The organism is Streptomyces sp. NPDC055749, assembly GCF_053617235.1.
In genome coordinates this window covers 44,826-67,185 of record NZ_JBSHFH010000002.1, presented here as the reverse complement: position 1 = coordinate 67,185, position 22,360 = coordinate 44,826, and the positions used below count along the sequence as shown (strand labels likewise).

At 69.4% G+C, this 22,360-nt stretch carries 17 protein-coding genes; 9 read left to right on the top strand and 8 right to left on the bottom strand.

Annotation, left to right across the window (positions count from 1 at the left end):
- The first annotated feature begins 198 nt into the window (after window positions 1-198).
- The 4 genes from ACWGO0_RS02060 (at window position 199) to ACWGO0_RS02045 (ending at window position 4,464) form a co-directional block, all read left to right on the top strand.
- Window positions 199-1,050, top strand: coding sequence for a M24 family metallopeptidase (locus ACWGO0_RS02060; protein ID WP_453526572.1), 852 nt, complete (start codon window positions 199-201; stop codon window positions 1,048-1,050).
- Window positions 1,047-2,819 (top strand): SDR family oxidoreductase, encoded by a 1,773-nt coding sequence (locus tag ACWGO0_RS02055; RefSeq protein WP_453526569.1) that lies wholly within the window; start codon window positions 1,047-1,049, stop codon window positions 2,817-2,819. The genes ACWGO0_RS02060 and ACWGO0_RS02055 overlap by 4 nt, the downstream gene beginning before the upstream one ends.
- Window positions 2,816-3,766, top strand: a complete 951-nt coding sequence (locus ACWGO0_RS02050) for a MerR family transcriptional regulator (RefSeq protein WP_453526566.1) — start codon at window positions 2,816-2,818, stop codon at window positions 3,764-3,766. Before ACWGO0_RS02055 ends, ACWGO0_RS02050 begins: the two co-directional genes overlap by 4 nt.
- Before the next feature lie 155 nt (window positions 3,767-3,921).
- Window positions 3,922-4,464, top strand: a complete 543-nt coding sequence (locus ACWGO0_RS02045) for an RNA 2'-phosphotransferase (RefSeq protein WP_453526563.1) — start codon at window positions 3,922-3,924, stop codon at window positions 4,462-4,464.
- Between the two features lie 6 nt (window positions 4,465-4,470).
- Here ACWGO0_RS02045 and ACWGO0_RS02040 read toward each other — a convergent pair whose 3' ends face one another.
- Window positions 4,471-4,761 carry a hypothetical protein gene (locus ACWGO0_RS02040; protein WP_453526560.1) on the bottom strand — a complete coding sequence of 97 codons (291 nt, stop codon included), beginning with the start codon at window positions 4,759-4,761 and terminating at the stop codon, window positions 4,471-4,473.
- Between the two features lie 160 nt (window positions 4,762-4,921).
- Here ACWGO0_RS02040 and ACWGO0_RS02035 point away from each other — a divergent pair, with 160 nt between their 5' ends.
- A complete protein-coding gene (locus ACWGO0_RS02035) occupies window positions 4,922-5,818 on the top strand; it encodes an LLM class flavin-dependent oxidoreductase (protein ID WP_453526557.1) in 897 nt (298 codons plus the stop codon).
- Between the two features lie 118 nt (window positions 5,819-5,936).
- Entirely contained in the window at window positions 5,937-6,782 is an 846-nt protein-coding gene (locus ACWGO0_RS02030) for an HAD family hydrolase (protein WP_453526554.1), read from the top strand.
- Window positions 6,783-6,808: 26 nt separating this feature from the next.
- Here ACWGO0_RS02030 and ACWGO0_RS02025 read toward each other — a convergent pair whose 3' ends face one another.
- The 5 genes from ACWGO0_RS02025 to hisC all read right to left on the bottom strand — a co-directional run bounded on the left by ACWGO0_RS02025 (window position 6,809) and on the right by hisC (window position 16,017).
- Window positions 6,809-8,515: a sensor histidine kinase gene (locus tag ACWGO0_RS02025; protein ID WP_453526551.1), complete on the bottom strand. Its 1,707-nt coding sequence runs from the start codon at window positions 8,513-8,515 to the stop codon at window positions 6,809-6,811.
- Between the two features lie 75 nt (window positions 8,516-8,590).
- A complete protein-coding gene (gene cydD, locus ACWGO0_RS02020) occupies window positions 8,591-12,103 on the bottom strand; it encodes a thiol reductant ABC exporter subunit CydD (RefSeq protein WP_453526548.1) in 3,513 nt (1,170 codons plus the stop codon).
- Window positions 12,104-12,142: 39 nt separating this feature from the next.
- Window positions 12,143-13,144 carry a cytochrome d ubiquinol oxidase subunit II gene (gene cydB / locus ACWGO0_RS02015; RefSeq protein WP_453526546.1) on the bottom strand — a complete coding sequence of 334 codons (1,002 nt, stop codon included), beginning with the start codon at window positions 13,142-13,144 and terminating at the stop codon, window positions 12,143-12,145.
- An 18-nt stretch (window positions 13,145-13,162) separates the two neighbouring features.
- Entirely contained in the window at window positions 13,163-14,674 is a 1,512-nt protein-coding gene (locus ACWGO0_RS02010) for a cytochrome ubiquinol oxidase subunit I (RefSeq protein WP_453526543.1), read from the bottom strand.
- Window positions 14,675-14,940: 266 nt separating this feature from the next.
- The gene (gene hisC / locus ACWGO0_RS02005) at window positions 14,941-16,017 is read right to left on the bottom strand and encodes a histidinol-phosphate transaminase (RefSeq protein WP_453526541.1); all 1,077 of its coding nucleotides are present in this window, start codon (window positions 16,015-16,017) and stop codon (window positions 14,941-14,943) included.
- Window positions 16,018-16,421: 404 nt separating this feature from the next.
- Between hisC and ACWGO0_RS02000 the strand changes: the two genes are divergently transcribed.
- The 3 genes from ACWGO0_RS02000 (at window position 16,422) to ACWGO0_RS01990 (ending at window position 19,784) form a co-directional block, all read left to right on the top strand.
- The gene (locus ACWGO0_RS02000; RefSeq protein ID WP_185299675.1) at window positions 16,422-17,543 is read left to right on the top strand and encodes a LacI family DNA-binding transcriptional regulator; all 1,122 of its coding nucleotides are present in this window, start codon (window positions 16,422-16,424) and stop codon (window positions 17,541-17,543) included.
- 159 nt (window positions 17,544-17,702) lie between these two features.
- Complete coding sequence (locus ACWGO0_RS01995; RefSeq protein WP_453527009.1) at window positions 17,703-18,776, top strand: metallophosphoesterase; 1,074 nt, start codon at window positions 17,703-17,705, stop codon at window positions 18,774-18,776.
- 183 nt (window positions 18,777-18,959) lie between these two features.
- Window positions 18,960-19,784, top strand: coding sequence for a hypothetical protein (locus ACWGO0_RS01990; protein ID WP_453526537.1), 825 nt, complete (start codon window positions 18,960-18,962; stop codon window positions 19,782-19,784).
- A gap of 79 nt (window positions 19,785-19,863) precedes the next feature.
- Here ACWGO0_RS01990 and ACWGO0_RS01985 read toward each other — a convergent pair whose 3' ends face one another.
- Both ACWGO0_RS01985 and thiC read right to left on the bottom strand, forming a co-directional pair.
- Entirely contained in the window at window positions 19,864-20,217 is a 354-nt protein-coding gene (locus ACWGO0_RS01985; RefSeq protein ID WP_453526534.1) for a DUF805 domain-containing protein, read from the bottom strand.
- Window positions 20,218-20,525: 308 nt separating this feature from the next.
- The gene (gene thiC, locus ACWGO0_RS01980) at window positions 20,526-22,298 is read right to left on the bottom strand and encodes a phosphomethylpyrimidine synthase ThiC (protein WP_453526531.1); all 1,773 of its coding nucleotides are present in this window, start codon (window positions 22,296-22,298) and stop codon (window positions 20,526-20,528) included.
- Window positions 22,299-22,360: the final 62 nt, after the last annotated feature.

The following is a 22,360-nucleotide window of genomic DNA, read 5'->3' as shown; positions in this document are numbered from 1 at the left end:
GGCTGTATCGGCGTCAGACTCCAGGCGTACGGACCCGTAGGGGGACCCCACAAGGGAGGACGTCCGGACCGGGGTGGCCCGTCCGCGGAGTTGTCCACAGGTCGCCGCACGCCTCTTGACGTAGCCGCCGGACATTGTCACATTCATCAGTGTCACGTTACGGGCACGGACCGCACACGTCAGGGAACGGACGGTTGCATGACCTCGGCAGTGAAGGACCAATCAGCCCCGGAGCTGCGGGGGTTCAGAGAGGTGCAGCGCCTCGCGTACGACTGCGCGGAGGCGGTCGCCGCCCAGCTCAGGCCGGGTGTGACGGAGCGCGAGGCGGCCCGGATGCAGCGTGACTGGCTGCGCGAGCGCGGTGTGCGGGACTGGTTCCACCTCCCGTTCGCCTGGTTCGGGGACCGTACGGCGTTCGCGGGCTTCAAGGTGCCGTTGCAGTTCTTCCCGACCGGCCGGAAGCTGGAGCCGGGGATGCCGTTCATCCTCGACATGGCCCCGGTGTACAAGGGGTTCACCGCGGACATCGGCTATTCCGGCTGCCTCGGCCTCAGCCCGCTGCACGACAGGCTGCTGGCCGATCTGGAGGTCCACCGCGAGCTGATCCTGCGCGAGGTCCGTGAGCGGCGTTCACTGCGCGAGATCTACGAGGACGTCGAGCGGCTCATGATCAGACAGGGATACGCGAACCGGCACCGGGCGTATCCGTTCGGTGTCATCGCCCACAAGGTCGACCGTGTGACCGAGCGGCGCTGGTCCCCCCATGTCTTCGGATTCGGCACCCAGTCGCTCAAGGGGCTGGCGAGCGACGCGCTGCACGGCCACCGGGACGGCTGGTCTCCCCTGTGGAGCCCTTACCGCTTCTCCGACCACCCGCCGCAGCCGGGGCTGTGGGCGGTGGAGCCGCACCTCGGATTCCGGGGTACGGGCGCGAAGTTCGAGGAGATCCTGGTCGTCACCGACTCCAAGGACCCCGAACAGAGCGCGTTCTGGCTGGACGACGATCTGCCGCATGTGCGGCGCTGGGCAGAGGAGAAGGTGGCGGCATGACGCTGCGTGAAGCGCGCGAGCGCTGGGTCCGCACGGGCGGAATCGAGCTGTGTGTCGCCGAGTTGGGCGACGGGTCCAGGCCGACGGTCGTGCTGGTGCACGGCTATCCGGACAGCAAGGAGGTCTGGTCGGAGGTGGCCTCGCGGCTGGCCGATGAGTGGCACGTCGTGCTGTACGACGTACGCGGCCACGGCAGGTCGACGGCGCCGTCCCCGCTGCGGGGCGGTTTCACGCTGGAGAAGCTCACGGACGACTTCCTGGCCGTCGTGGACGCGGTGAGCCCGGACCGGCCCGTGCATGTGGTGGGACACGACTGGGGTTCGGTCCAGGCGTGGGAATTCGCCACGGTCAAGCGGACCGAGGGGCGGATCGCCTCCTTCACCTCCATGTCCGGGCCTTCCCTCGACCACTTCGGTCACTGGATCAAGCAGCGCATGAGCCGGCCCACTCCGCGCAGGGTCGGCCAGCTCATGGGGCAGGGCGCCAAGTCCTGGTACGTGTACATGCTGCACACCCCGGTCCTGCCGGAGCTCGCCTGGCGCGGGCCGCTCGGCAAGCAGTGGCCGCGGATCCTCCAGCGCATGGAGAAGGTGCCCGCGGGCGACTACCCGACGGCGTCGCTGCCCCAGGACGCCGCGCACGGGGCCTGGCTCTACCGTGACAACGTCCGCCCCCGTCTGCGCAGGCCCCGGGCGGACGCCTACGCACACGTCCCGGTCCAACTGATCACGCCGACCGACGACTTCTTCCTCTCCGAGTCGCTCTACGACCAACTGGAGCTGTGGGCTCCGCAACTCGTGCGGCGGTCGTTGCCGGCCAAGCACTGGGTTCCCCGTACGAGGCCGGACCAGCTGTCCGCCTGGATCAGCGAGTTCGTCGCGGCCAACGAGGACGCGAAGCGGGACGGTATGCCGGTGCAGGGCTCGATGGCGACCGGGGCCCATGCCGACCGGTTCGGCGGACAGCTGGTCCTGGTGACGGGGGCGGCCGGAGGAATCGGCCGGGCCACCGCCTTCGCGTTCGCCGAGGCGGGCGCACGGGTGGTCGCGGTGGACCGGGACGGCGAGGGAGCGGCCCGGACGGCGGAGATGGCCCGGCTGATCGGCTCTCCGGCCGCCTGGGGCGAGACGGTCGACGTCAGCGACGAGCAGGCGATGGAGAAGCTCGCGGAGAAGGTCGCCCGGGAGTACGGCATCGTCGACGTGCTGGTCAACAACGCCGGGATAGGACTGTCCGGCTCCTTCCTGGAGACGACGAGCGAGGAATGGAAGAAGGTTCTCGACGTCAATCTGTGGGGGGTCATCCACGGCTGCCGGATCTTCGGGAAGCAGATGGCCGACCGCGGCCAGGGCGGCCACATCGTCAACACGGCTTCCGCCGCGGCCTTCCAGCCCTCGCGCGCCCTGCCCGCGTACAGCACGTCCAAGGCGGCGGTGCTGATGCTCAGTGAGTGCCTGCGGGCCGAACTGGCCGAGAAGTCCATCGGCGTCAGCGCGATCTGCCCGGGCATCGTCAACACCAACATCACGGCGACCACGCGGTTCGCCGGCACGGACGCGGCGGAGGAGAAGCGCCTCCAGAAGCGGACCAGCAGGCTGTACGGGCTCCGGAACTACCCGCCGGAGAAGGTCGCCGACGCGATCCTGAAGGCCGTCGTGCGTAATCAGGCCGTCGTGCCGGTCACCCCGGAGGCCCGGGGGGCGCGGCTGCTGTCCCGGGTGAGTCCCAGGGTGCTGCGCTCCATCGCCCGTCTGAAGCCGCCGCTGTGACCGGGGGCGGGACGGCGGGCGGGACCGGGGCCCGAGCGGACGCCGAGTACCGGATCGAGGACCTGGCCCATGCCAGCGGTGCCACGGTCCGCACGATCCGCGCCTACCAGGACCGGGGGCTCCTGCCCACACCTGAGCGGCGCGGTAGGGCCAACGTCTACCGGTGCACGCACCTGGCCAGGCTCCGGCAGATCGCGGATCTCCTGGACCGGGGCTACACCCTGGCCAGCATCAAGGAGTTGCTGGAGGCGTGGGACGCCGGCCGCGGTCTGGGCGGAGTGCTCGGCCTGGTCGCCGAGGTGCAGGGTCCATGGACCGATGAGGAGGCCGGCCGGATCACCCGCGCCGATCTCGACATGAGGTTCGGTTCCAGGCCGGACGACGCGGCGGTCGACGAGGCGGTGGCACTCGGCGTACTCGAACGTGTGCCGGGCAAGGAGGACGAGTTCCTGGTCCCCAGCCCACAAGAGCTGTCCGTGGCCGCCGAGTTGTACGCGGCCGGGGTCCCGCTCTCCGCGATCGCCTCTCATCTCCGTGAACTTCGGGGGCAGGTCGAGCACATAGCGTCCCGCTTCCTGGAGTTCACCACCGAGCACGTCTTCGCCCGCTATCTCGGTCACCGCCCTCCGACGGACGCGGACGCGGCGGAGGCCGCGTCGATGGTGCGTCGGCTCCGGCCGCTCGCCCAACAGACGGTCGACGCCGAACTGGCCCGCGCCATGCGGTTGTTCGCGACCCGTCACCTGCACCATCACTTGGGCTCCGAAGAGCCGCTGACCGACGACGACACGCCCCGCCCGGTCCTTCTGCCGGCCGGGACAATGCGCGCCGTCCACGAGCTGGTTGGCGCGGAGCAGGCGGCGGCCTTCGTCGCGGCAGCAACTGAACGGGAGGTGCAGGCCAGGACATTGGACTCTCTTGCCTCATCTCACGCAAAAACCAAATAAGTTGACCAAATAGCCTATTTCGGCCGCTACTTGTCCACAGAATCGCCAAACTGCCTGTGGATAACCGCAGTTGGCTGTGGATCAAACCTGTGGGCTTACATCACTGCTGGAAAATCCGGGTGCGCCGGGACGTGCGCCCTGGGCACTCTGACCGGATGAACGAACAACGCATGGTCAAGGTGTCCAAGTACCTCTCGGCCCATCTCCGGCACAAACCCGAGCGCATCGGCATCACGCTCGACGCCCAGGGCTGGGTACCGATCGACGAGCTTCTGCGTGCGACGGCCCGGCAGGGATTCGCCCTCACCCGCGACGAGCTCGAACACGTCGTCGCGGCCAACGACAAACAGCGCTTCACCGTGGACGGCGACCGCATCCGCGCGAACCAGGGCCACAGCGTCACGGTGGACCTCGCGCTGCCTCCGGCCGAGCCGCCCGCGTACCTCTACCACGGCACTGTCGCGCGGGCCCTGGACATGATCCGCACCGAAGGGCTGCGCCCCATGACCCGCCACCATGTCCACCTGTCGCCCGACCGCGAGACCGCGACCCGTGTCGGCGCCCGCCGCGGCAGGCCCGTCGTGCTGTCGGTGGACGCGGCGGCCATGCACCGGGCCGGTCACACCTTTCACGTCAGCGCCAACGGGGTCTGGCTCACCGACGCCGTACCACCGGAGTTCCTGCGTATGCCCGGCTGAGTGCGGTCAGCGCGCGAGGTTGCCGAGGCCCTTGCGGAGATCGTCGAGGTTCATGACGGGCTGCATGCTGACCTTGCCGCCGGCCTGGAAGAACGGCTCGGCGATCGGAGGCATCTGCGCGGTTTCTTCCATGTCGAAGACAAGCATGCAGGTACGTTCGCCCTCCGTCGGCGTGAAGTAGGCCGCCTCGGGCTTGAGGGTTTCCACGATGTCCCCGATGAGCTTGGGCATCGTCCCGTCGGAGACGGCTCGGTTCGCCTGCTCGGTGTCCATCCGAACGGTCAGCAGCATCCTCATGAGGGCTCATCCTTCCAGTGAACAGCGCCCGGCGCCGCGCTCACGCGCGGGATGGGACCGGCCGCGTCCAGTTCCAGCGTCGCCCCGTGCACAGGAGGCGGCAACCACTCGCGCCGACCCCTGCGACGTATCCCGACGACTCGGCCGTAATGTCGCATGTATGCATTTGAGCACCCTCATCCTGCCCATTCACCGCTGGAGCGAAGGCCGAAAGGTCTGGCAGCGGGCCGAGGACCTCGGTTTCCACGCCGCGTACACCTACGACCATCTGGCCTGGCGGACCTTCCGCGACGGACCGTGGTTCGGTGCGATCCCCACGCTGACCGCCGCCGCTGCCGCCACCGAGCGGATGCGTCTGGGCACCCTCATCACCTCGCCGAACTTCCGGCACCCCGTGACGCTCGCCAAGGATCTCATCACGCTCGACGACGTCTCCGGCGGACGTATCACCCTCGGCATCGGCGCCGGGGGCAACGGCTTCGACGCCACGACGCTGCGCAGGACCGACGAGGCCCCGTGGACGCCGCGCGAACGCGCCGACCACTTCGCCGAGTTCGTCCCGCTGCTCGATCAGCTGCTGCGCGAGCCCTCGGTCACGCACGAGGGCGAGTTCTACACGGCCAACGAGGCCCGCAACATCCCCGGCTGTGTGCAGCGCCCCAGGCTCCCCTTCGCGATCGCCGCCACCGGCCCGCGCGGGCAGAAGCTCGCCGCGCGGTACGGCCAGGGGTGGGTGACCACCGGTGACCCGAAGCTGTACGAGACGGGGACGCCGGCACAGTCCGTGGACGCGCTGCGCCGACAGCTCGACGGGCTCGCGGCGGCGGGCGCCGCGGTCGGCCGGGACACCACGGAGCTGGACAAGATCCTTCTCACCGGCTTCACCCCCGACCGCCCGCTGGACTCCTTCGACGCGTACGTGGACTTCGCGGGGACGCACTTCGAGCTGGGGTTCACGGAGATCGTGCTCCACTGGCCGGTCCCCGGCTCGGACTTCGCCGCCGACGAGAAGGTCTTCGAGCGGATCGCCACCGAGGGGCCTGCTCAGTTCCGCTGATTTCCGTTCAGATGTCCCCGGGCACATGCCAAAGGCATGTTCTGCTGCTCAGGGGCGCGTGCCCTCAAATGTGCGCCCCTGCGCACGCCCGTGCACCTCCGTACGGGAGAATGACCCTGTGACCTCAGCTACCGACTCGCCTCTGCCTGCCGTAACCCGGCTGATCGCCACCGACCTGGACGGCACACTCCTGCGCGACGACAAGACACTGTCGGACCGCACGGTGGCAGCCCTCGCGGCGGCCGAGGAGGCCGGGATCGAGGTCTTCTTCGTCACCGGCCGGCCCGCCCGATGGATGGATGTCGTCCGCGACCACGTCCACCCTCACGGCATGGCGATCTGCGCGAACGGCGCGACCGTCGTCGATCTGCGTGCCGAGGGCAAGCCGCTCCTGGTCCGGCCACTGGAGCGGGACGCCGCCCTCACCGCGGTCCGCACGCTCCGCGAAGTGGCCCCCGGCACCTCGTTCGCCGTCGAGTTCACCACCGGCATCCACTACGAACCGGCCTACCCGCCGTTCCACCTGGACCCGGGTGCCACCGTCGCCGTCGCCGAGAAGCTGCTCCAGGAGGAGTCCCCGGGCTCCGGCGCCCCCGTGATCAAGCTCCTGGCCCATCACGCCGAACTGGCCCCGGACGAGTTCCTCGCGCTGGCCCGCACCGCTGCGGGCAGCCTGGCATCCATCACCCGGTCCAGCCCGACAGCCCTCCTGGAGCTCAGCGGCCCGGGTGTCTCCAAGGCCAGCACCCTCGCCCTCTGCTGCGCCGAGCGCGGCATCGACCCGTCCGAGGTGGTCTCCTTCGGGGACATGCCCAACGACGTGGAGATGCTGAGCTGGACGGGCGCCTCGTACGCGATGGGCAACGCCCACCCCGACGCGGTGGCCTCCGCTTCCGGAAGGACCCTCACGAACAACGAGGACGGCGTGGCCGTCGTCATCGAGCGTATTCTCGCCGCCCGCTGACGCACCGTGCACGGGAGGCGCGGCCGTCAGAGGGGCGCCTCCCACACCACCGTCGCACCGCCCCCGTCCTCCCCGATCCCGGGGCCGAACCAGCTCGCGCCGCCCAGTGACTCCGCGCGGCGGGCCAGGTTGCGCAGACCGCTGCGCCGCCCGCCGTCAGGGATGCCCACCCCGTCGTCGGCGACCGTGAGGCGTACTCCTTCGCGCCCGTCCGGCAGCGTCACGGTCGCGTCGACGACCACATCGATCAGCGAGGCAGCGGCGTGCCGGAACGCGTTGGACAGTGCCTCGCGCAGGGCCGCGATGAGGTTCTTCCCGGTGAGCTCGCCCACGAGTGAGTCGACCGGTCCGACGAAGTGGTGCGAGGGCTTGAAGCCCAGTGGCACGGCCGCCATGTTGATCTCCCGCAGCACGCGGGTGCGCAGCCCCGAAGGCGCCTCGGCCGGTTCCTGCTGGAGCGCGAAGATCGCCGTCCGGATCTCCTGGATCGTCACGTCCAGTTCGTCGACGGCCCGTCCGACTCCGGTCTGCACCTCGGGGACCACCGACCTGCGCTGAGCGCTCTCCAGCATCATCCCGGTGGCGAACAGCCGTTGGATGACGAGGTCGTGGAGGTCACGGGCGATCCGGTCCCGGTCCTCGTACACCGCGAGCCGTTCGCGGTCGCGCTGCGCCTCGGCCATCATCAGCGCGAGCGCCGCCTGCGAGGCGAACTGGGTGGCGAGCGTCCGCTCCGCCTCCGTGAACGGGCGCTCGCCCCGACCGCGCGGGGTGGCGAGCGCGCCGAGCACCCTGCCGCCACTGTGCAGGGGCAGCAGCATGCTCGGGCCGAACTGGTCGGCCAGCCTTGTGACCAGGCGTTCGTCGGTGGCCGAGTCATCCATGAAGACGGCCTCACCGGCGAGGAGCATCGACACGACCGGGCTCCCCGGAGGAATGATGATTCCCAGCGAGGCGGACGGGTCGTCGGCGGAGACCGCGACGATCTCGAGACCGCCGTCCGATGTCGGCAGCAGCACGATCCCCGCTGCCGAGTCGGCGAGACGACGGGCCTGTTCGGCGACGACCGACAGCGCGTCGTCGGCGTCACCACCGGAGAGGAGGGCGGTCGTGACGGCCACCGAGCCGTCGATCCACCGCTCGCGCTGCCGCGCCGCCTCGTACAGCCGGGCGTTGCCGATGGCGATCCCGGCCTCGGTGGCGAGCACCCTCACCATGTGCAGGTCGTAGTCGTTGAACTCGGTCCCGCCGTGCTTCTCCGCCAGATAGAGATTGCCGAAGATCTCCCCCTGTACACGGATCGGCACCCCGAGGAACGTACGCATCCGCGGATGGCCCGGCGGGAATCCGGCGGCCCTGGGATCGGCGGTCAGGTCGGCCAGCCGGAGGGGTACGGGATCATGGATCAGCGCACCGAGGAGCCCCTTCTGTCCGTCGGGCCGATGGCCGATCTCCCGGGCCACATCCTCCGGCACTCCGTAGGTGACGAAGTCGGACAGCCCCTCGCCGGCCTCGTCGACGACACCGATCGCCGCGTAGCGGGCTCCCGCCAGCTCGGCCGCGGTCTCGCAGATGCGGTCAAGGGTGGAGTGCAGTTCCAGGCCCGTGCCGACGGAGCGCATGGCCTCCAGCAGCTGCGGGACACGGGCGGTGAGTTCGGTGGAGAGACCCTGCAGGCTGCGCGTCGCCCGGGTCGCGGCTTCGAGTGAGTCCTTCGGGTCCGGCTCTGCCATGCACTGAGCCTAATTAGTCCCAATTGGCGAGGAAAGTCGGGCGGGGCCAGGACCAGCCCGCCCGACGCCCCTCCGTCAGACGGGCGTGCTCTCCCTCTCCCTCTCCAGCATGCGGAGCAAGGGGCCGTCCACACCGGCGAGATCGGCGTACGCACCGCGCTGGACCACGCGCCCGGCGTCCATCACCAGCACCTCGTCCACGGCGTCGAGCCCCGCGAGACGGTGGGTGATCAGGACGGTCGTACGGCCCCGGGTGGCGGCCAGCAGGTCCGCGGTCAGCGCGTCGGCCGTCACCAGATCGAGGTGTTCCGCGGGCTCGTCGAGGACGAGTACGAGGAAGTCGGCGAGGAGCGCGCGGGCCAGCGCGAGCCGCTGCCGCTGACCGCCCGAGAGCCTGGCGCCGTGTTCACCCACCAGGGTGTCGAGCCCGTCGGGCAGCGACTCGGCCCAGTCAAGGAGCCGCGCCCGCGCGAGCGCGTCCCGCAGTTCGGCGTCCGTCGCTCCGGTACGGGCGAGGCGCAGGTTCTCGCGGATGGAGCTGTCGAAGACATGGGCGTCCTGGGCGCACAGCCCCACACGCCTGCGGACCGTGTCGCCGTCCAGTTCGCACGCCTCGACACCGCCGAGGCGGTACGTCCCGGCCCGTGCGTCCAGGAAGCGGAGCAGGACCTGGGCGAGCGTCGACTTGCCCGAGCCCGAGGGCCCGACCACCGCGATACGCCTGCCGGGCAGGAGCGTCAGATCGACGGACTCCAGGGCGTCGCGGCCCGCTCCCGCGTACCGGGCGGACAGCCCTCGTACCTCCAGCGGGAAAGGCGAAGCGGTCTCGGCAGCGGGCGTGACGGGCTCCCGTACGGGCACAGGGGCGTCCAGCACCTCGTACACGCGCTCCGCGCTCCGCTTCACACGGCGGCGGTACTGCACGGCGAGCGGCAGTCCCGTCACCGCCTCGAACGCCGCCAGCGGGGTCAGGACCGCCACCGCCAGCTCCACGCCCGCCAGCCGCCCGTCGTGCACCGCGGGGAGCGCGACGAGTGCGGTGGCGACCACCGTGAGGCCGCAGATCAGGGCGGTGAGACCGCCGCCGAGCGCGGTCGCGGTCGCCGCGCGGGAGGCGATCCGGGTGAGGACGCCGTCCGCCTCGCGCACCCGCAGGCCGCGTTCGGGCAGCGCGCCCGCGACCGTCAGCTCGGCCGTCCCGCTGAGCAGATCCGTGATCCTGGTGGCCAGCGCGGCCCGCGCGGGCGCCAGTTGGCGTTCCGCGTGACGGGCGCTCGCACTGCTGACCAAGGGCACGGCCACCCCGGCGAGGAGCAGCCCGGCGGCGAGCACGGCGCCCGCCTCCGGGAGCAGCCAGCCGGTGAATCCGGCAGCGGCGGTCCCGACGACGACCGCGGTGCCCACGGGCAGCAGCCAGCGCAGCCAGTAGTCCTGAAGGGCGTCCACGTCGGCCACGAGGCGCGACAGCAGGTCGCCGCGCCGCGTCGTACGCAGACCGGCCGGCGCGATCCGCTCCAGTCCCCGGTACACGGAGACCCGCAGCTCGGCGAGCATCCTCAGCACCGCGTCGTGCGAGACGAGACGCTCCGCGTACCGGAAGACGGCGCGGCCGATACCGAAGGCGCGGGTCGCGGTGACGGCGACCATCAGATAGAGCACCGGGGGCTGTTCGGAGGCGCGGGAGATCAGCCATCCCGACACGGCCATGAGCCCGACGGCCGAGCCCACGGCGAGGCTGCCGAGCAGCAGGGCCAGACCCAGCTTCCCGTGCTGCGCACCGGCGGTTTCCCTGACGCGGGCGAGTACGTTCCCCTGCCTCGGGACGGTGTCCTTGAGGATCCCGGGCTCCGCCGCGGTGCTCAGGGCATCGGACGGTGCGGCGGGGGACGGCCCCCCGGGCCGCGGGATCATCGGGCGCTGCGCCTCCACGGCCGCGTCCGCAGGGCTCGGGACGTCCCGCGGCTCCAGCGTCACCACGCGGTCGGCGACCGACAGCAGCGCCGGGCGGTGTACGACGAGGAGCACGGTCCGTCCGGCCGCCAGTCTCCGTACCGCCTCGACGATCCCCGCCTCCGTCTCGCCGTCGAGGCTCGCGGTCGGCTCGTCGAGCAGGAGCAGCGGCCGGTCGGCGAGGAACGCCCGCGCCAGGGCGAGCCGCTGACGCTGCCCTGCCGAAAGGCCGGCGCCGTCCTCGCCGAGCAGCGTCCGCACACCCTGCGGGAGGTCCGCGACGAAGTCGGACGCACCCGCGTCCCGCAGCGCCGCCGACACCGCCTCGTCGTTCGCGTCCGGGCGGGCCAGTCGTACGTTCTCCGCGATCGTGCCGGCGAAGAGATGCGGGCGCTGCGGCACCCAGGCGATGCGTTCACGCCAGCGCTCCGGAGAGAGGTCGGCCAGATCGGTCCCGCCGATCCGTACGCGTCCCTCGTCGGGGGCGGTGAAGCCCAGCACCACCTGGAGGAGCGTGGACTTGCCGACCCCGCTGGGGCCGACGAGGGCGACGGTCTCACCCTGCTCCACCACCAGGGAGGCGTCGTTCAGCGACGGTTCGGTACGGCCCGGGTGCCGGACCGTCACCCCGTCGAGCTCCAGCCTCAGCGCGGCGGGAACGTCCTGTGTGCCGCCTGCGGGGGGCTCGGTCTCCAGGACCGAGAAGATCTCCTCCGCGGCCGAGAGCCCCTCCGCAGCCGCGTGGTACTGCGCCCCGACCTGCCGGAGCGGCAGATACGCCTCCGGGGCCAGGATGAGGATCACCAGGCCGGTGTAGAGGTCCAGTTCGCCGTGGACGAGCCGCATGCCGATGGTCACGGCGACCAGGGCGACCGAGAGGGTCGCCAGGAGCTCCAGGGCGAAGGACGACAGGAACGCGATCCGCAGGGTCCGCAGGGTGGCCTGCCGGTACTGCGAGGTGATGGTGCGGATCGATTCGGCCTGCGCCTTGGCGCGCCCGAAGACCTTCAGGGTCGGAAGCCCGGCGACCACATCGAGGAAATGTCCCGAGAGCCGTGAGAGCAGCCGCCACTGACGGTCCATCCGGGACTGTGTGGCCCAGCCGATCAGGATCATGAAGAGCGGGATGAGCGGCAGCGTGACCACGATGATCGCGGCGGAGACCCAGTCCTCGGTGACGATCCTGGCCAGGACCGCGACCGGGACCACCACCGCGAGTCCCAGCTGCGGCAGGTAGCGCGCGAAGTAGTCGTCGAGCGCGTCGATGCCCCGGGTGGCGAGTGCCACCAGGGAGCCGGTGCGCTGCCCGCTCAGCCACTCGGGGCCGAGCTGCGCGGACCGCTCCATGAGCCGGCCGCGCAGCTCGGACTTGACCGCCGCACCGGCCCGGTACGCGGCCAGTTCGGTGAGCCAGGCCACCAGCGCCCGGCCCACCGCGACCGCGGCCAGCAGCAGCAGAGGCGTGCGGAGTCCGGGAAGGGACAGTCCCCTCTCGAATCCGCCCACCACCACTTCGGCGATGAGCATCGCCTGGGCGATCACCAGCGCCGCCCCGACGAGCCCGAGTGCCACCACGGCAACCAGGAAGAGGCGGGTGGCCCGGGCGTACCGGAGCAGACGCGGGTCGATCGGTTTCACGTGAAACAGCCCCCAGAGAGCTCGGCGCGGCCGGTGCGATCAGTGCGCATCGGCGATGTGCTGGGTACCGATGCGCTTGCGGAACACCCAGTAGGTCCAGCTCTGGTAGAGCAGGACGACGGGAGTGGCGATGGCCGCGCACCAGGTCATGATCTTCAGCGTGTACGGGGTGGACGAGGCGTTGGTGACCGTGAGGTTCCAGGCGTCGTTCAGCGAGGACGGCATGACGTTCGGGAAGAGCGTCAGGAAGAGCATCGCGACCGCCGCCACGATGGTCAGCCCCGAGAGCGCGAACGACCAGCCTTCGCGTCCGGCCGCGACGGCACCGATCGCGGCGACCAGCGCCACGGCCGCGACGGTCATGGCCAGCAGGCTCCAGCCGTCACCGTTGTCGATCTGGGTCCAGATCATGAAGACCAGCGCGAGGACCGCGGTGGCCGGCCCCAGTTTGAGCGCCAGCCTGCGGGCTCGCTCCCGGATGTCCCCGACCGTCTTGAGTCCGGCGAACACCGTGCCGTGGAAGGTGAAGAGGAAGAGCGTGACCAGTCCGCCGAGGATGGCGTACGGGTTGAGCAGGTCCCCGAAGGTGCCGACGTACTCCATGTCGGCGTCGATCTTCACACCGCGCACGATGTTTCCGAAGGCCACTCCCCACAGCACCGCCGGGATCAGCGAGGTCCAGAAGATCGCGTTCTCCCAGTTGGTCTGCCACCGCTCCTCGGGCCGCTTCGCCCGGTACTCGAAGGCGACACCGCGCACGATCAGACAGAGCAGAATGATCAGCAGCGGCAGGTAGAAGCCGGAGAAGAGCGTGGCGTACCACTCGGGGAACGCGGCGAAGGTCGCACCGCCCGCGCTGAGCAGCCAGACCTCGTTACCGTCCCAGACCGGACCGATCGTGTTGATCAGGACCCGGCGTTCCTTGCGGTCGCGGGCCAGCACCTTGGTGAGGACACCGATGCCGAAGTCGAATCCCTCCAGGAAGAAGTAGCCGGTCCAGAGGACGGCGATGAGTACGAACCAGACGTTGTGGAGTTCCATCTCGCAGCTCCTCTGCTCTCAGTAGGAGAAGGCCATCGGGCGGTCGGCGTCTTCTTCGTCGTGACCGCCGATCTTGGTGGGCGGGTTGAGATCGGCCTCCGTGAGCTCCGGCGGTCCGGCCTTGATGTACTTCACGAGCAGCTTGACCTCGATCACGGCGAGCACCGCGTAGAGCAGGGTGAAGACGATCATCGAGGTGAGAACCTCGCCCTGCGAGGTGCCGGGGGAGACCGCGTCGCGGGTCTGGAGCACGCCGTAGACGACCCAGGGCTGACGCCCCATCTCGGTGAAGATCCAGCCCCAGGAGTTGGCGATCAGCGGGAAGAGCAGGGTCCACAGGGCGACGATCCAGTAGAGCTTGGTGAGCCTCGGGCTCAGCGCCTTGTTCTTGAACAGGACCAGGTTCGGCACCTCGTCGTCACCGGTCCGCATCGCCGCCGGCAGCATGAACTTCTTGCGTGTCAGCCACAGTCCGAGCAGACCGAGGCCGAACGACGCCATGCCGAAGCCGATCATCCAGCGGAAGCTCCAGAAGGCGACCGGGATGTTGGGGCGGTAGTCACCGGGGCCGAAGCGTTCCTGCTCGGCCTCGTTGATGTCGTTGATGCCGGGGACGTACGAGTTGAAGTCGTCGTCCGCGAGGAAGGACAGTATCCCGGGGATCGAGATCTCCACGGTGTTGTGGCCCTTGCTGACGTCCCCGTACGCGAAGATCGAGAAGGGGGCGGAGTTCTGCCCGTCCCACAGGGCCTCGGCAGCGGCCATCTTCATCGGCTGCTGCTTGAACATCACCTTGCCCAGCATGTCGCCGCTGACGGCCGTGAACATTCCGGCGATCACGACGGTGACGAGCCCGAGCCGCAGCGACGTCCGCATCACCGGGATGTGCTTCTTGCGCGCCAGGTGGAAGGCGGAGATACCGACCATGAAGGCGCCGCCGACGAGGAAGGCCGCCGTGATGGTGTGGAAGAACTGGGTGAGCGCGGTGTTCTGTGTGAGCACGAGCCAGAAGTCGGTGAGCTCAGCGCGCCCGCGTTCCTCGTTTATGCGGTAGCCGACCGGGTGCTGCATCCAGGAGTTGGCCGCCAGGATGAAGTACGCGGACAGGATGGTGCCGATGGAGACCATCCACATGCACGCGAGGTGGATCTTCTTCGGCAGCTTGTCCCAGCCGAAGATCCACAGCCCGATGAAGGTGGACTCGAAGAAGAACGCGATCAGGGCCTCGAAGGCGAGCGGGGCGCCGAAGATGTCGCCGACGAAGCGCGAGTAGTCCGACCAGTTCATGCCGAACTGGAACTCCTGGACGATGCCGGTGACGACACCCATGGCGATGTTGATCAGGAAGAGCTTCCCCCAGAACTTCGTAGCCCGGAGGTACTTCTCGTTGCTCGTCCGCACCCAGGCGGTCTGCAGGCCGGCGGTGAGCGCGGCGAGGGAGATCGTCAGAGGGACGAACAGGAAGTGGTAGACGGTGGTGATGCCGAATTGCCATCGCGCCAGGGTCTCCGGCGCCAGAGCTAGTTCCACGTCGTCGTTCTCCTTACGGGGCCGTGTTCACAGGGGCACTTTGCCCCTCGAATCCCACCGATCGTGGGAGGAACCGGGACACGCTTGTGAACGCGTTCACATTCACAAGCATTATGGCGCACACACTTTCGGAAGGCTCGATCGGGGGTACCTAGCGGCAGCACGGTGGCCCCGGACCTCAGCATGCGAGGTCCGGGGCCACCGGCACACAGGACGGAACGGCTACTACGGCGAACGGAAGACTCCGCAGCGGCTACTCCAGCTCACTACTCGTTGCGGTATGACTCCGTCACCTTGAGGAACAGGTCGTTGGCCTCGGACTCCCCGATCGTGACCCGCACACCCTCACCGGCGAACGGCCGGACCACCACTCCGGCCCGCCCGCACGCGGCGGCGAAGTCGGCCGTACGGTCCCCGAGCCGCAGCCACACGAAGTTGGCCTGGGACTCCGGAACGGTCCAGCCCTGCCGCAGCAGTTCCTCGTACACCCGGTTGCGCTCGCAGACCAGGGAGCCGACCCGCCCCATCAGCTCGTCCTCGGCGCGGAGCGAGGCGACCGCGGCGTCCTGCGCGAGCTGGCTGACCCCGAAGGGGACGGCCGTCTTCCGCAGCGCGGCCGCCACCGGCTCATGAGCCACCGCGAACCCGACCCGCAGACCGGCCAGACCGTAGGCCTTGGAGAAGGTCCGCAGCACCGCGACATTGGGCCGGTCCCGGTAGATCTCGATGCCGTCCGGCACCTCGACATCCCGGATGAACTCCTTGTACGCCTCGTCGAGCACCACCAGCACATCGCTCGGCACCCGGTCCAGGAACCGCTCCAGCTCGGCCCTGCGGACCACCGTGCCGGTCGGGTTGTTCGGATTGCAGACGAAGATCAGACGCGTCCGGTCGGTGATCGCGTCCGCCATCGCGTCCAGATCGTGCACATCACCGTCGGTCAGCGGCACCTTCACCGAGGTCGCACCGCTGACCTGCGTGATGATCGGGTACGCCTCGAAGGAACGCCAGGCGTAGATGACCTCGTCCCCCGGGCCCGACGTGGCCTGGAGCAGCTGCTGCGCCACCCCGACCGAGCCGGTACCGGTGGCCAGGTGCGAGAGGGGCACACCGAACCGGTCGGCCAGCTCGTTCATCAGACCGGTGCAGGCCATGTCCGGGTAGCGGTTGAAGTTCGCGGCGGCGGCCAGCGCTGACTCCATCACGCCAGGCAGCGGCGGGAACGGGTTCTCGTTGGAGGAAAGCTTGAAGGCGACCGGTCCGCCGGCCGCCGCCGGCTTACCCGGCACATAGGCGGGCACGCCGTCCAGCTCGGCGCGCAGCTTGGGGCTCGTATCGCTCACCGCAGGTCCTCCTCGACCATCCGTGCACATCAATACTGCTCACCTTATGAGGATTCGGCGCCGCTGCGAATGGCCGGAGCCGGGATTCGTCCCCTGTGAGGGGAAGAGCACGGAATGGTCACGCCCGACTTGGGCCGGACGAGGGGGAGCGTTCCGCAATCCGCTGCGCGCCGGTGGCTCACTCCGTGGCGCGCATCCCTCGAAGTGGTGAGTTGAGACCTCTTCGAGACATCGACCATTTAGTAGGCCCATCCACTTCGACACGTGACACACTTGCGTCCAACCCGTCAACGCCCTTGCTTTGCAAGGCATTTGGCCACAAATGATCATGCAGAAACGTGCCTGTCAACGGGTGAATATGCGACCGGCCCAACCAGCCGTCCGAGCCCTACTATCGGCTCGCCATGACAGCAGCAGGGAAGCACCAGGTGAGCCGGACAGAGACGCCCCGGCGCAACGGCCGGCAAGGACGGGCGGGCATCCGGGATGTAGCCGCCGCGGCCGGGGTCTCCATCACGACCGTCTCCGACGCGCTCAACGGCAAGGGCAGGCTCCCGGACGCCACCCGCCGCCATGTCCGCGAGGTCGCCGAGCGTCTGGGCTATCGCCCGTCCGCCGCGGCCCGAACCCTCCGTACGGGCAAGTCGGGTCTGATCGGCCTGACCGTGACCACGTACGGGGATGAACCTTTCACCTTCACCGAATTCGCGTACTTCGCGGAGATGGCCAGAGCCGCGACATCCGCGGCGCTCGCCCGCGGCTACGCCCTCGTCATCCTCCCCGCCACCTCCCGCCACAGCACCGTCGACGTCTGGTCGAACGTCGCACTGGACGGCACCGTCGTCATCGACCCCTCCGACCAGGACCCGGTCGTCACCGAACTCGTGCGCCAGGGGGTTCCCGTCGTCTCGGACGGCCGCCCGGCCGGGTCGCTTCCGGTCACCGCCTGGGTCGACAACGACCACCGGGCCGCCGTACTCGACCTCCTCGACCATCTGGCCGCCGCCGGAGCCCGCCGCATCGGCCTGCTGACCGGCACCACCACCGACACGTACACCCGGCTCTCCACCACCGCCTACCTCCACTGGTGCGAGCGCGTGGGCCAGGACCCGGTGTACGAGTCCTATCCGGCCCACGACCCGTGCGCGGGCGCGGTGGCGGCCGACCGCCTCCTGGCCCGCCCGGACCGGCCCGACGCCGTGTACGGGCTCTTCGACCCCAACGGGACGGATCTGCTGGCCGCCGCCCGCCGGTACGGTCTGCGCGTCCCCGAGGACCTGCTGCTGGTCTGCTGCAGCGAGTCCACCGTGTACGCGAGCACCGAGCCGCCCATCACGACGCTGTCCCTGAAGCCGCGCAGAATCGGCACGGCGGTCGTCCAGCTCCTCATCGACGCCATCGAGGGGGTCGAACACGACGGGCCACTCGAACAGGTAATACCGACCGAGCTCATCGTCCGGACCTCGTCACAGCGCCGCCCGCCACGCACCACGGTCAGCGCTCCGCGCTCTCCGGCAGGGGACTGATCGGAACAAACCGGGCCAATCGACCGGTGATCCGTAGGTGCGCGCGGATTCACCACCCCTGGTGCGTCACACAGCACGATCCGCATTCCTATGATGGGCGCACAACACCGCGGACCACCTCTACCAGGCAGGGCCCGTCAGGTGTACGGCGGCGCGACGGTGGTGGAGGGGTCGATGACTCAGGGGGCCGGTCAGGAACCCGTGGTGCGGACGGCGACGTTGCGCGACTTTCGCGTTCCGCCGTATGCGCAGACGCCCGTACCGGCGCCCTCGCCGCATCCCGGAAGCGTGACGATGGACGACGGACCGCCGGAGGGCTACACGCCCACCGAGCGCGATCTGCCCGTGATCAGGCGCGAGGACACCGTCGAGGTGCGCCCCGTCCCCGAGCAGCGGCCGGCCGTCGACGCGGAGCGCGGACCGCTCTACGTCGTCGGCGATGTCCACGGCTACCTGGACGAGCTCCTCGCCGCCCTCGCCGCGCAGGGCCTCATCGACGCCGACGGCGCCTGGGCGGCGGGCAACGCCCGGCTCTGGTTCCTCGGCGACTTCACGGACCGCGGCCCCGACGGCATCGGCGTCATCGACCTCGTGATGCGGCTCTCCGCCGAGGCCGCAGCCGCCGGCGGCTACTGCAAGGCCCTGATGGGCAACCACGAACTGCTGCTCATCGGAGCCAAGCGGTTCGGCGACACCCCGGTGAACTCCGGAGCCGGCACCGCGACCTTCCAGGCCGCCTGGCTGCTCAACGGCGGCCAGAAGACCGATATGGACCGGCTCCAGGACGTCCACCTCCAGTGGATGTCCCGGCTCGACGCGGTCGTCGAGGAGGACGGGCATCTGCTGATGCACTCCGACACGACGGCGTACCTCGACTACGGCTCCACCATCGAGGACGTCAACGACACGGTGCACGCCATTCTCACGCGTAACGACGCCGACGAGTGCTGGGACGTCTTCCGCAAGCTGACCAAGCGGTTCGCCTTCCGGGACGAGGGCGGCGCCGACGCCGTACGCGAGCTGATGTCGACGTACGGCGGACAGCGCGTCGTCCATGGTCACAGCCCCATTCCGTATCTCCTTGGCGAGGTCGGTTCGGAGGACGGCGAGGACAGCGCACGTCCCGTCGTGGACGGCCCGCACGTGTACGCGGACGGACTCGCCATCGCCATGGACGGCGGAGTGACCATGGCCGGAAAGCTGCTGGTGGTCCAACTCCCCCTGCATGAATGAAGCAGTCCGGGGAAGACGCATCCACGACCTGACCACGCCGACCACCGGGCCTATTTACGGAAACCCCCTGTCACCCCGTGCCGTGGGCGCTCTACCATCGGCGTATCAGTAGCAGGCTCTCCTCCGTTTCCGCCCGATTGCCCGGTACAACGCGGTCAGTCAGGCCCTACGGAGCATCGGGGGATGCACATGAAAAGCGCTCCGCACCTGCTGGCAGAGGACCGCCCCGAGTACGAGCGGATCCTCGACGACGCGCTGCGTCACGCTCATGAACACCCGGCCCTGGACGGGGTCGGCGACCGGCTCAACCCGGAACAGCTGCGCACGATGGCGCTGAACGCCACGGCGCTCATCACGGCAGCCGCCGCCACCGAGTACGAGCACTATGTGAAGGTCCGCGGTGAACTGCGCGGTCCGGCAGGTGATCCGGCCCTCGGCCAGGCCGTCGGATCCGCCGCGGACGAGACGAGCGGGCCGGGCGCGGGCATAGGCGCCGTCATCACCGTCCTGGCCCCGGTCCTCGCAGGTACCGCCGCCGTGATCTTCCTGCTCGTGGGCTATCTGCTCCAGGCGCTCGGTCCGGAGATCGCGTTCGCCGACACGATGGTCACCGCGGGCTGGTTCTTCGGAGCGGTCGCCGCGGCGGCCACCCTGGTCGCCGCTGTCGGACTCCTCATCACGGCCCTGCGCAACGGCGCCAACTCGCTGCCTGCCGAGGATCCCGAGGAGGAGTTGCCCGAGGACGTGGCGCGCGCCAGAGAGGCGTGGCGCCACGCGCTGCTGGAGCGCGGCATCCTGCCGTTCCTGCGGGACGCCCTCGCCGACCCGACCGCGGGCGCCGCCTCCCGGATCCCGCACCGCTCGCCGAACCGCATCCCGAAGATCGGGTACAGCAGGCCGGACTTCTCCGGCCCGTCCGACGGACCGTCGGCCGGCCCCCGTCCGACCTTCACCAGCCCCGACTTCACCAGTCCGGACTTCGGCGGTCCCGAGCACCAGCCGGAGTGACCTTTGTGCGTTCCGTGTGCGGAACGCACAAAGGCCGGGGCAGCTCTCGCTGCGCCCGGCCCGTGCGGTGGGAAGCGGATCAGACCGCAACCGCCAGCTTGGGGTTGGCCCCGTACTCGTTGGTCTCCTGCTTGCCGTCGGAGACAAGGAAGACGAGCAGGATGATTCCGCCGACCAGCGGCACGAACGAGATCAGGATCCACCAGCCCGAACGGCCGGTGTCGTGCAGCCGCCGCACGACGACGGCGAGCGTCGGGACCACCGTGGCGACGAGGTAGAGGATGTAGGGGATCTGCGTGTCGATCGCCACGCCTATGCCCGCGAGCACCATGGCCGCGATGAAGTTGAAGAGCACGAACATCCAGTACTCCTTGCGGCGCGCACGCCCACTGAAGCCCGCGTAGTTCTTGAGCACTGTCAGGTACCAGTTCACTGCTTTTCCCTCCCCAGGCCTCTGTTCAGAGGCGCACATTTTCAGCCGAGCAAGCCGGAAGGTAAGACACAGATAAGGAAAGGGTCAAGCCGTGGCCGACCGCTGCGGAAACGTACACCTACCTGCCGCGCTACCGTGTCCCTACCGATGCCGGACGGCCACCACAACTCGGGCACTTGGGTACACGCCGCCTGAAATGAGCCACGACGGTCGGCTGTTGGCCACCGGGCATACGAAAACGGCGCCGCCCGGGGCAGCTTGTGCCCCGGACGGCGCCGTCTTGCGTGTGTGCGGTGCCGTCAGTGGTGTCAGTCGGCGATCGGCAGATACACCCGGTTGCCGGCCGCGGCGAACTCCTTCGACTTCTCCGCCATGCCCGCCTCGACCTCCTCCTGCGTACCGCCGTGATCACGCCGGATGTCGTGCGAGATCTTCATCGAGCAGAACTTCGGACCGCACATCGAGCAGAAGTGCGCGGTCTTCGCCGGCTCGGCGGGCAGCGTCTCGTCGTGGAACTCCCGCGCCGTGTCCGGGTCGAGGGCCAGATTGAACTGGTCCTCCCACCGGAACTCGAAGCGGGCGTCCGAAAGCGCGTCGTCCCACTCCTGCGCCCCCGGGTGCCCCTTGGCGAGGTCCGCCGCATGCGCGGCGATCTTGTACGTGATGACGCCGGTCTTCACGTCGTCCCGGTTGGGCAGCCCCAGGTGCTCCTTGGGCGTGACGTAGCAGAGCATCGCCGTGCCCCACCAGGCGATCATCGCGGCGCCGATGCCGGAGGTGATGTGGTCGTAGGCGGGCGCCACATCGGTGGTCAGCGGGCCGAGCGTGTAGAACGGCGCCTCTTCGCAGATCTCCTGCTGGAGGTCGATGTTCTCCTTGATCTTGTGCATCGGGACGTGCCCGGGGCCCTCGATCATCGTCTGTACGTTGTGCCGCTTGGCGATCGTGTTCAGCTCCCCGAGCGTCTTCAGCTCGGCGAACTGCGCCTCGTCGTTGGCGTCCGCGATGGACCCGGGCCGCAGCCCGTCACCGAGGGAGTACGTCACGTCGTACGCGGCGAGGATGTCGCAGAGCTCCTCGAAGTTCTCGTAGAGGAACGACTCCTTGTGGTGCGCGAGGCACCAGGCCGCCATGATCGAGCCGCCGCGCGAGACGATGCCGGTCTTGCGGCGCGCGGTCAGCGGCACGTACCGCAGCAGCACACCCGCGTGGACCGTCATGTAGTCGACGCCCTGCTCGGCCTGCTCGATGACGGTGTCCTTGTAGACCTCCCAGGTCAGGTCCTCGGCACGGCCGTCGACCTTCTCCAGCGCCTGGTAGAGCGGCACCGTCCCGATCGGCACCGGGGCGTTGCGCAGGATCCACTCGCGGGTGGTGTGGATGTTGCGCCCGGTCGAGAGGTCCATGACCGTGTCCGCGCCCCACTTGGTGGCCCAGGTCATCTTGTCGACCTCCTCCTCGATGGAGGAGGTGACCGCGGAGTTCCCGATGTTCGCGTTGACCTTCACCAGGAACCGCTTGCCGATGATCATCGGCTCGATCTCCGGGTGGTTCACGTTGGCGGGCAGCACCGCACGCCCCGCCGCGATCTCCTCGCGGACGACCTCGGGGGAGACGTTCTCGCGGATCGCGACGTACTCCATCTCCGGGGTGATCTCGCCCCTGCGGGCGTACGCGAGCTGGGTCACCGCCTGCCCGTCACGCCCCCGGCGCGGCTGGCGCGGGCGGCCGGGGAAGACCGCGTCAAGGTTGCGCAGTCCGCCGCGCGGCGAGGTGTGCTTGAGCCCGTCGTCCTCGGGACGGGCCTCGCGGCCCGCGTACTCCTCGGTGTCGCCGCGGGCGATGATCCAGTTCTCCCTCAGGGGCTGGAGTCCGCGCCGTACATCGGTGTCGATGTTCGGGTCGGTGTAAGGCCCGGACGTGTCGTACAGCGTCACGTCCTTGCCGTTGGTGAGGTGCACCTGGCGGACCGGCACCTGGATGTCGGGGCGTGAACCCCCGACGTATCCCTTGTGCCAGCCGATGGACTTCCCGCTCTCCTCGGAACTGGAGGCAGGCGTGTTTACGTCCGTGGTGGTCATGAGACCTACTCCCTACGCCGGCATTACCCGGTAACAGGTTCGGCGGTCGGCGCAGCCTGTTC

Bases quoted from the DNA above. Each gene is read 5' to 3' on its own strand.
- ACWGO0_RS02045 (WP_453526563.1), top strand. From the start codon at position 3,922: ATGAACGAACAACGCATGGTCAAGGTGTCCAAGTACCTCTCGGCCCAT.
- ACWGO0_RS02000 (WP_185299675.1), top strand. From the start codon at position 16,422: ATGACAGCAGCAGGGAAGCACCAGGTGAGCCGGACAGAGACGCCCCGG.
- ACWGO0_RS01990 (WP_453526537.1), top strand. From the start codon at position 18,960: ATGCACATGAAAAGCGCTCCGCACCTGCTGGCAGAGGACCGCCCCGAG.
- thiC (WP_453526531.1), bottom strand. From the start codon at position 22,298: ATGACCACCACGGACGTAAACACGCCTGCCTCCAGTTCCGAGGAGAGC.
- cydB (WP_453526546.1), bottom strand. From the start codon at position 13,144: ATGGAACTCCACAACGTCTGGTTCGTACTCATCGCCGTCCTCTGGACC.
- ACWGO0_RS02060 (WP_453526572.1), top strand. From the start codon at position 199: ATGACCTCGGCAGTGAAGGACCAATCAGCCCCGGAGCTGCGGGGGTTC.
- ACWGO0_RS02025 (WP_453526551.1), bottom strand. From the start codon at position 8,515: ATGGCAGAGCCGGACCCGAAGGACTCACTCGAAGCCGCGACCCGGGCG.
- ACWGO0_RS02055 (WP_453526569.1), top strand. From the start codon at position 1,047: ATGACGCTGCGTGAAGCGCGCGAGCGCTGGGTCCGCACGGGCGGAATC.
- ACWGO0_RS02035 (WP_453526557.1), top strand. From the start codon at position 4,922: ATGCATTTGAGCACCCTCATCCTGCCCATTCACCGCTGGAGCGAAGGC.
- ACWGO0_RS02040 (WP_453526560.1), bottom strand. From the start codon at position 4,761: ATGAGGATGCTGCTGACCGTTCGGATGGACACCGAGCAGGCGAACCGA.